Here is a 9,263-nt window from a genome sequence, read left to right on the forward strand (position 1 = left end):
CGGACGTCACCTAAAAATCCAGCCGTCTCCGCAACCTATGCCGATTGTGAACTAAAATACCGGGAGGCGGCGTAGAGTTTGAAGACGCCGCTGATGCCGATCCAGCCAAAAAGGGTGAGCCAGCACAATGTCCCGGTCGCTGTCCAGTCGATCCGGTGCACCGCAGCGTCGGTGATAACGAGGCCAAGGATGGCAAGCAGGCCAACCAGAAACTGCGCCAAGCCGAGCACCAGCAGTTCCTCGCGCGGCGCGCTTCTCCAGACGAGATATATGCCGCCCGCACCGGCGAGGAAGATGGCGCTGTAGACCTGAGCGTGGAAGGCATCGATCGGCCATGGCCAGATGCTGCCGAATGTCAGGGGAAACAGCAACAGGCCGACGCCATAGAGCCCAACGATCGCCGATTCCACCGGCATGTAGCCGCGCCATGCGGGGGTTAAGGTCACGCCTTTTGCAGAAGGACGGGCCCTGGCCCGCCACAGGAACAGCCCGGATACCGCGACCGAAGCGAGATAGACCAAAAACCAGAGCCAGGGCGCTTTGCGCTCGAAGTTGAAATAGCCGAGATTGATGAACGAAGCCACCGACACGATGGCGGTGAAGATGAAGGCCATGACGAGCACTAGCCTGCCGGGCGACCAGCGATTCCAGACCAGCAGCGCCGCCATCACGACCATTTCGGCGGTGTAGAAGCCGCCGAGGAAGCGGGCATTGAACGGCGTGACGGCCCAAGGCCAGCGCGGCTTGACCAGCACCGGCGCGAAAAACAGGCCGGCGCCTACGATCAGGACGATGATGACCCCCACCGAGAAAAGGCGCAGGGCCGCGGGAAATGGCGGGTTGTTGGGTGTCGGCATGGGAGAAAGTCCCAAAGATGAATGCCCCATGGACCCATCATAGTGCCGCTTGCGGCCGGTGAAAATCCCCCGAATGGAAATTGAACTGTCACCAGGCTTGTCCATTCGAATGGCCGTACGGTCCGTTTCGAAGTAAGATGGAGCGCTCGGACCGAAGACCGGTCCGGTCAACACGCCCCGGGGGCGCATTTTCCGGAGCCTGCACGATGAACGAAGCTCAGGATCTGTTCTCGCTTCTGCGGCAATCGACCGATGTCGATCCGCAGGCAATCGACGCGATCAAGCGAACCATCGCGGAGGGCAAGGACCGCGAACTTTGCCGCATCAATGCGCCAGCCTTCGCCAGCAAGCATGGCCTCGACGAGGAACGCGCCATAAGCGCCTTTCTCCATGCGGCACGGGTGGGCATCTTCGACATTTCCTGGAATGTTCTGTGCCCCGGCTGTGGCGGCGTGCTCGACACCAACGCCACGCTGAAGACCCTGCAGAAGGACGAATACACCTGCGCGCTGTGCTCCGAGGGCTATTCGCCAACCCTCGACGAGATGGTCGAGGTGACATTCACCGTCAGTCCCCGCGTGCGCAGGATTGCCGCCCACAATCCACACGAACTGCCGTTGGTGGAATATTTCCGCCAGATCTACTGGGCGTCCGGCGTCGATCTGCCGGAAGAGGATTTCGCGAAAAAGATAGAAGCGTTCTCGCTGGAGGATATCGAGCTTGCCCCCGGTGAAAAGGCGGTTCTGCCCATACAGCTTCCGTCTGAATTCATCATCGTCTTCGAGCCGGTCACCCATTCAGCGCAGTTCATCGACGGGAAGGGCGAACCAACAAAAGAGCGCCGAAGCCTCTCTTTGGTCTTCGATCGCGACCATGTCCAGAACCAGACGCTGGAGATGCAACCCGGCCCGTTGCGCATTTCGCTGGAGAACAGGACCGACACCCGCGTGCTGCCGACGGTCTTCATCGCCGGCCAGCTATTGCATGATTTCCTGGGTAAACGCCGGCCCTTCCTGACCGCCAAGCGCCTGCTCACCAACCAGACGTTCCGCGATCTCTATCGCACGGATACACTCGACATCAACCAGCGCCTGAAGATCACCAGCCTGACCTTCCTGTTCACCGACCTGCGCGGATCGACCGAGCTTTACGAGCGGGTGGGCGACCTTTCAGCCTTCGATCTCGTGCGCGAGCATTTCCAGGTTCTGCACGAGATCGTCGCGGCGGAGGCAGGCGCGGTGGTGAAGACGATCGGTGATGCGGTGATGGCGACTTTCGCGACGCCTGATCGTGCGATTGCTGCGGCCCTCAGGATGCGCGATGCCATGCGTGCGCTCAACGACAAGAGCGGGCGCGACGATCTACTGCTCAAGATCGGAGTCCATGCCGGCCCCTGCATCGCGGTGTCTATGAACGAGCGACAGGACTATTTCGGCCAGACGGTCAACATTGCTTCGCGGGTCCAGAACCTTGCCAACGCACAGGCGATCTTCGCCACGCGTGCGGTGGTCGACGACAATCTCACCGCCGATCTGTTGCACAGGAACGCGCTGACGCCCGTGGCTCACGAGGTCTCGCTGCGCGGCATTGAGCGAGAGATAGCGGTGTATACAATCCCCTGAGGATTTCTCGGCCTTACACGCGCCTGCAGAGGAAATAACGATCGGCGGGCTCCGAAGTCGGCGGCGGGAGGCGTTGCAGCAGCGGGTGATCGAGCGGCGTGCCACTGACCGCGAAGCCGCCGACGCGAAGCAGGCGCGCAATCAGATCGGGAAGCCAGGTAGCGGTCACTGCATCGCGATCGTCATAGCCGGTGCCGATGTCGGCATGAACAAGAGCGGCGTCGATGCCAATGAACTTGCGGCCCGTCTCGCGTATTTCGCCGAGCACGAGGTTTTCAGCTTCGGGAATTGAGCTGGCGTGTGCGCCAACTTCGCGGTCGAACACCACGATCCGGCGCCCGGGCAGAAGCTCGCGCAGATGGTGGAACGTCCGGCCATTGCCGAGGCCGAGCTCAAGCACAAGCCCCTCCATCTTCGCCACCTCGGGGCAGATTTGATTGAGAATGTCGCGCTGTGCGGTCATCCTGCTGATGAAATTATCGAGGCGGCTCATATGCGATTGTATGTCCTGAACCAGCAGCCCCGATCGAGGCTTGCCGCATATAGAGGCGAACGACGAACCTTGCAATAACGCAACCGGCCGCCGACAAGCGTCATACCGGGTGGAGTCGTCGGCAGGCCGCGCGGCGGAACAGCGATCTCACTTGTAGGGGTCCGCGGCGTCCCGCAAGCCGTCGCCGAGAAAGTTGAACGCCATGATGACGAGGATGACGGGGAGCATCGGCAAAAGCAGCCATGGATAGAACGCGATCACGCTGACGCTGCGCGCCTCGGTGAGCAGGATGCCCCAGCTGGTTATCGGCGCCCTCAGGCCGAGCCCGAGGAAGCTCAGCGCCGTCTCGCCCAGGATCATGCCCGGTATGGAGAGCGTCGCCGTCGCGATCAGATGCGACATGAAACCGGGAATGAGATGCCGCCTGATGATGCGGCTGCTCCCCGCGCCCATCAACTGCGCGGCCAGAACGTAATCCTCCTCGCGCAAGGCCAGAAGCTTTGAACGCACGGCCCGCGCCAGTCCGGTCCAGTCGAGCAGCCCGAGGATGACGGTGATGCCGAAATAGATCAGGATCGGACTCCAGGTTATCGGCATGATCGCCGCCAGGGCCAGCCACAGCGGAATGCTGGGAATCGATTGCAGAACTTCGATTATTCGTTGAACGATCAGGTCGAAGATACCGCCGTGATAGCCGGCCAGTCCGCCGATGACGATGCCGAGCAGGAAGCTGAAACTGATGCCGACGAGGCCGATTGTCAGTGAAATGCGTGCGCCATAGATCATGCGCGAGAGCACGTCGCGCCCCAGCCTGTCGGTGCCGGCCAGAAAGAGCTGGCCGTTTTCAGCAGGGCAGACAAAATGCCTGTCACCTTCGATCAGGCCCCAGAACTGGTAACTGTCGCCCTTGCAGAAGAAACTGAGTCGCTGAACATCGTCGTGGTTCTCGACGTAGTTCCGCTTGAGCGTGTCCATATCCAGCGTCATCTGGCGGCCATAGACAAACGGCCCGATGAACTCGCCATTGTGGAACAGGTGCACCTGCTGTGGCGGCGAATAGATGTAGTCCATGTTGCGCGTGTGCAGATTGTAGGGCGCCAGGAACTCGCTGATCAGTATCCCGAAATAGAGCACTGCCAGGAATATGCCGGATATAAGCGCAAGCCGGTGCTTGCGGAATTTCCACCACATCAGCCGCAACTGCGACGCCTGAAAGACCTTCGACTGCTCCGGCGTCATCGCCTCGACCGACTGCAGGTCAATGGGCGCGGTGGAAACGTAGTGTTGAAGTGGAGCACCCGGAGCGGGCAGCGGCGAATGCGTGTTCATTTGGTGCTGCCGCCCTGCAAACGAATTCGTGGATCAAGCAGCGCCAGCGCCAGGTCGGAAATCAGGACACCGATGACCGTCAGGAAGGCGAGGAACATCAGGAACGACCCTGCCAGATACATGTCCTGACTTTGCAGCGCCTTGATCAGCATCGGCCCGGTCGTTTCCAAAGACAGCACGATCGCCGTGATTTCGGCGCCGGAGATGATGGCCGGCAGGATAGAGCCGATGTCGGAAATGAAGAAATTGAGCGCCATGCGCAGCGGGTATTTGACCAGCGCCTTGAACGGATGAAGGCCTTTGGCGCGCGCGGTCACGACATATTGCTTGTGTAGCTCATCGAGCAGATTGGCGCGCAGCCGCCGGATCATGCTTGCCGTGCCCCCGGTGCCGATAATCAAGACCGGAATCCAGAGATGGGCGAGGATCGACTTCGCCTTGGCCCAGCTCATCGGCTCGCCGAGATATTGCTGGTCCATGAGATGGCCGATGGATGTGCCGAACCAGATGTTGGCGAAATACATCAGGATCAGCGCCAGCATGAAGTTCGGAATGGCAAGGCCGAGAAGGCCGAAGAAAGTCAGGCCGTAGTCGCCCCAGCTGTATTGATGCGTGGCGGAGTACATGCCGATCGGAAAGGCGATGAGCCAGGTGAAGATGATCGTGACGAAGGAAACCAGCACGGTCAGCCACATTCGGTCCCCGACGACGTCGCGAACCGGCATCTCATATTCGAAGGAATAGCCGAAATCGCCGTGTAGCATCCCGCCGACCCAGTAGAAGTAGCGAATGACCGGTGGCTGGTCGAAACCATAGTCCTTGCGCATCATCTCGATGCGATCGGAATCCACCGCTTCGCCCTGAGCCCGAAGCTCGGCAACATAGCTGTCGAAATAGTCGCCTGGTGGAAGTTCGATGATCGTGAACACCAGTGCCGATATGACCAGCAGCGTTGGAACCATCACGGCGATGCGCCAGACAAAATATCGAAGCACGCTCAGGACTCTCCAAGCCAGAATGTATCCGGCATGTAGACACCGAAATAGGCGGTCGGGTCGTAGCCGTAGAGCGCCTTGTCAGGCAGATTGCGCAGCCGCGAGGACGCCAGAACCGGCTGATGCGTTCCGTTCACGGTGCCGATCGAAAACACCTGATCGGTGTAGATCGACAGCATTGAATTCCAGATTTCGGCGCGCTCCGTGGCTTCGGTCGATGCGTTCCAGCGTTTGAGTAAAGCCATCAGCTCGACCACAGGCGGAAGATCAGGCGCCTCACCCACCTTGCCATGAGACAAGTAGTGAGCACCCCAGAGCGGCCATTGCAGCTGGTCGTCGATGGTGGGGGCCAGCTGGTACGGGTTCATGTCGGCGGTCGGCACGCCATTGTCGATGCCCGACCACATCGACATCATGATCTGGCCGCCAAGGGCGCGGCTGCGGAAGATATCGCGCTGCGAAGTCCGGATGAACAGGGCGATGCCGATCTTGCGCCAGTGATCGGTGATGAGTTCGAGCGCGTCGGTTTCCAGCGTGCTTTCGCCGGCCGTTTCCACTATGATCTGCGCAGGGCGTCCATCGGGAAGTATCCGCAGGCCGTCATCGTCACTCGTCTGAAGCCCGGCCTCGTCGAGCAGGGCATTGGCCTGGTCGGGATCATGGGCGACCCAGGCTTTCGCGAATTCCGGCCGGTAGAGCGGGCTCTCCGGCAGGACCGTATCGGCACTTTCCTGCGCCAATCCGTAGAACACGGCCAAATTGATCTCGCGCCTGTCCACAGCGAGCGAAAGGGCGCGGCGCACGCGCACGTCACGAAGAAGGCCACGCCACACCTGGTCGGAACAATTCAGATTGGGCAGCAGCGCCAGCCGCGAACCCTGTGTGCGTTTCCAGAGATGGATCTTCACCGGGTAGCGCTTCTCCGCGTCCTTCAGGAACGAGTAATCGCTGAAGTCAATTCCCATGCTTTGCAGGTCGCTCTCGCCCGCACCGGTCTTGGCGGAGATGATCGCCGGCGAGCTGACATTCATGACGATCCGGTCAACATAGGGCAGTTGCCGGCCATTCTCGTCTATTCGATGAAAGAACGGGTTGCGCTCGAAGACGAATTGCTCGGCCGGCGGCTTGGTCCGGTTCCGCCAGGGATCGAGCGTCGGCAGTTCCGGGTTCTCCGGGCGATACTGCCGCGACATGCGGATATGCAGGAGCGTCCATTTCCGGGCCCGGTTCTCCTTCATTAGGCCGGCGAGCCGGGATGGATCCTGGTATTTCTTGTGGAACTGCTTGAGATAGGCGGCCGGCAGAACAAGCGATAGCGGCGAAGCAGCAGCAAGCTTGGGCAGGAAGTCGGGATTGGGCGCATCCCAACTATAGCGGACCGTCGACGGATCGACGATCTCGAAACGTGGCGGCTTGCCGCCCGCCAGCAGGGCCGGGGCAAGCCCGCCTTGCGAAAGCTCATCGTTCAGCCAGACATCTTCCCAGCAATAGCGAAAATCCTCCGGCGTCAGCAGGCTACCGTCAGACCATTTATGCCCTTCCCGAATCTTGAAAGTGAAGACGCGATCATCCGCTACGTCGAAACTTTCGAGAATGTCGGGTTGCAAGTTAAGCTTTTCGTCATAGCCGACCAGGCGAGCATACCCGTAGATCGTCATCATTCGGATATCTTTCTGGCTGCCGATGATCGTGCGCAGCGTGCCGCCATACTGGCCGGGCTGCCGGCCCATCGCGGCGAGGTTCAACGCGCGCGGGCTCTTGGGCAGGCGTTCGGCGAGTGCCGGCAGCGCCCTGGCCTTCAGCTGCGGCTGAAGAAATTCCGGCTCCAGATCGCCGGCGCGCGACGTGCCCGGCAGAAATGCCGAAGCCATAAGTCCAAGGACGGTGCGCCGGCTGATCAATGGCGTAACTCGCTGACATCGGCCGAACGTCGGGCCAGCACGAGGTGGCCGCCGCCAAGTTCGAGCGGCGACAGCATATCCTCGTCGCCCTCGTCGCGGAATTGCGGTCCCCATGCGCTGGTGTCGGAAGCGCCGCTGAGCTTCAGCGTCTTGAAATCCATTGGCCTGTCGAGATCGGGGAAAGGTACTGCGGCGACCAGTGAGCGCGTGTAGGGGTGGACCGGTTTCCTCAGCAGAATTTCGCGCGGCGCAAGCTCGACGATACGCCCGCCGCACATCACCGCGATGCGGTCTGCCATGTAGTCCACCACCGCCAGGTTGTGGGATATGAACAGGTAGGTCAGGCCCAGTTCCTCCTGCAGGTCCTTCAGAAGGTTCAGGATCTGCGCCTGGACAGAGACATCGAGTGCCGAAACCGGCTCGTCGCAGATCAGGAGTTCAGGCCCCAGCGCCAACGCGCGCGCGATGCCGATACGCTGACGCTGTCCACCGGAGAAACTGTGCGGATAACGCTTGATGAAGCGCGGATCGAGCCCGATTGCCTGCATCAGGCTCTTGACCGTGGCGAGTCGGGACGCGGCATTGCCACGCTGATGGATTTCCAGCGGCTCGCTCAAGATGTTCTCCACTGTCATGCGAGGTGAAAGCGACGAAACCGGATCCTGGAAGACCATCTGGATTTTCGCGCGCAGCATGCGCAGGGCGTCTCCCTCGGCTTCCAAGACGTCGATCGGTCCATCGCGGCCGTTGAAGATCACAGAGCCGCCGCTAGGGGTGACAGCCCGCATGAGGATCTTGCTGACAGTGGTTTTACCGGAGCCGCTTTCGCCGACCAGACCCAGGCACTCACCCCGCCTGATATCGAAGCTCACGCTGTCCACGGCGCGAACAGAGGTTTGATGATCCCCGCCGAACCATCCGGACTTGCGGGTGGTAAAGGTCTTTTTCAGATCTCTGACCGACAGCAGGATGTCGTCCGGCCCCTTCGATGCCGGCGCCGTCTGCTTGCCGAGCAGGGTCCCGACATTCACCGGCACCTCGCGGAGCGCTTTTAGCCTTTCGCCAGGCTTCAGATCGAAATGCGGAACGGCTGCCATCAGGCCCTTCAGGTAAGGGTGACCTGGCCGGCGGAATATCGCCTCGACAGGTCCTGCTTCCATGATCTCGCCATGGTAGATGACCACCACCTCATCGGCGACATTGGCGACCACGCCGAGGTCGTGCGTGATCAGTAGCATCGCCATGTTCAGCTTGGTCTGAAGTCCGCGCAGCAATTGCAGGATTTGCGCCTGGATGGTGACGTCCAACGCCGTCGTCGGCTCGTCGGCGATCAACAGGGCGGGCCGGCAGATAAGCGCCATGGCGATCATGGCGCGTTGACGCAATCCTCCCGAAAGTTCGAAGGGATACATGTCATAGGCGCGCTTGGGATTGGGAAAGCCGACAAGGCCGAGCATTTCCTCGGTCCGCGCCTTGCGCTCCGCCCGAGCCATGGGCTTATGAATCTGCAGGGATTCGCTGACCTGGTTGCCGATCGTGTGCAGCGGCGACAGCGATGTCATCGGCTCCTGAAAGATCTTGCCGATGCGGCTGCCTCTCAACGCCCGGATATCGGGTCCGTCACGCGGCATCTGCAGGATATCCTGCGTCGTGCCGGGCTTTTCAGGATCGGAAAACAGAATACGGCCGCGAACATGGGCTGTGTTCGGCAAAATGCCCATCACTGCCTGGCTGATAACCGATTTTCCGGAACCGGACTCGCCCACAAGCGCGGTAACCTTGCCGGGCAGGACGCGAAGATTTGCACGCCTGACGGCATGCAACGGTCCCCCGATGATGGCAAAAGAGATGCCAACATCCTCGATCCGCAGCAGATCAACACCCGAATTCATTCTCACACCACCCCCACTCTGGCAGCCTGCCGGGCGGCAGACCCAGAAAGCGAGACTAGCGCATTGCCAGCCTAGAGCAACTTGGATTCGAATCGGTCAGGGCAACGAGTCCAGGTTAACGGGCTTGGAGAGCTGCCATCAGGTAGTCGGTATCCCAGGTTGCGAGTTTTCGCT

General features: G+C 60.6%; 7 protein-coding genes. 1 reads left to right on the forward strand and 6 read right to left on the reverse strand.

The window, feature by feature from the left end:
* Nucleotides 1-35 precede the first annotated feature (35 nt).
* A complete protein-coding gene (locus AC0L14_RS23875) occupies nt 36-857 on the reverse strand; it encodes a hypothetical protein (RefSeq protein WP_473528298.1) in 822 nt (273 codons plus the stop codon).
* 206 nt (nt 858-1,063) lie between these two features.
* Between AC0L14_RS23875 and AC0L14_RS23880 the strand changes: the two genes are divergently transcribed.
* Nucleotides 1,064-2,479, forward strand: coding sequence for a DUF5939 domain-containing protein (locus AC0L14_RS23880; protein WP_473528297.1), 1,416 nt, complete (start codon nt 1,064-1,066; stop codon nt 2,477-2,479).
* Nucleotides 2,480-2,492: 13 nt separating this feature from the next.
* Here the strand turns inward: AC0L14_RS23880 and AC0L14_RS23885 are convergent, their stop codons facing one another.
* The 5 genes from AC0L14_RS23885 to AC0L14_RS23905 form a co-directional block, all read right to left on the reverse strand.
* Nucleotides 2,493-2,972: a class I SAM-dependent methyltransferase gene (locus tag AC0L14_RS23885; protein ID WP_473528296.1), complete on the reverse strand. Its 480-nt coding sequence runs from the start codon at nt 2,970-2,972 to the stop codon at nt 2,493-2,495.
* Between the two features lie 147 nt (nt 2,973-3,119).
* The gene (locus tag AC0L14_RS23890) at nt 3,120-4,301 is read right to left on the reverse strand and encodes an ABC transporter permease (RefSeq protein WP_473528295.1); all 1,182 of its coding nucleotides are present in this window, start codon (nt 4,299-4,301) and stop codon (nt 3,120-3,122) included.
* Nucleotides 4,298-5,296: an ABC transporter permease gene (locus AC0L14_RS23895; protein WP_473528294.1), complete on the reverse strand. Its 999-nt coding sequence runs from the start codon at nt 5,294-5,296 to the stop codon at nt 4,298-4,300. The genes AC0L14_RS23890 and AC0L14_RS23895 overlap by 4 nt, the downstream gene beginning before the upstream one ends.
* Nucleotides 5,297-5,298: 2 nt before the next feature.
* A complete protein-coding gene (locus tag AC0L14_RS23900) occupies nt 5,299-7,197 on the reverse strand; it encodes an ABC transporter substrate-binding protein (protein WP_473528293.1) in 1,899 nt (632 codons plus the stop codon).
* Complete coding sequence (locus AC0L14_RS23905; RefSeq protein WP_473528292.1) at nt 7,194-9,089, reverse strand: ABC transporter ATP-binding protein; 1,896 nt, start codon at nt 9,087-9,089, stop codon at nt 7,194-7,196. Before AC0L14_RS23905 ends, AC0L14_RS23900 begins: the two co-directional genes overlap by 4 nt.
* Between the last annotated feature and the right edge of the window lie 174 nt (nt 9,090-9,263).

This window comes from Mesorhizobium sp. WSM4841, from assembly GCF_055811515.1.

Excerpts from the sequence above, each read along its gene's own strand:
- AC0L14_RS23875 (WP_473528298.1), bottom strand. The coding sequence starts at position 857 with ATGCCGACACCCAACAACCCGCCATTTCCCGCGGCCCTGCGCCTTTTC.
- AC0L14_RS23880 (WP_473528297.1), top strand. The coding sequence starts at position 1,064 with ATGAACGAAGCTCAGGATCTGTTCTCGCTTCTGCGGCAATCGACCGAT.
- AC0L14_RS23885 (WP_473528296.1), bottom strand. The coding sequence starts at position 2,972 with ATGAGCCGCCTCGATAATTTCATCAGCAGGATGACCGCACAGCGCGAC.
- AC0L14_RS23890 (WP_473528295.1), bottom strand. The coding sequence starts at position 4,301 with ATGAACACGCATTCGCCGCTGCCCGCTCCGGGTGCTCCACTTCAACAC.
- AC0L14_RS23905 (WP_473528292.1), bottom strand. The coding sequence starts at position 9,089 with ATGAATTCGGGTGTTGATCTGCTGCGGATCGAGGATGTTGGCATCTCT.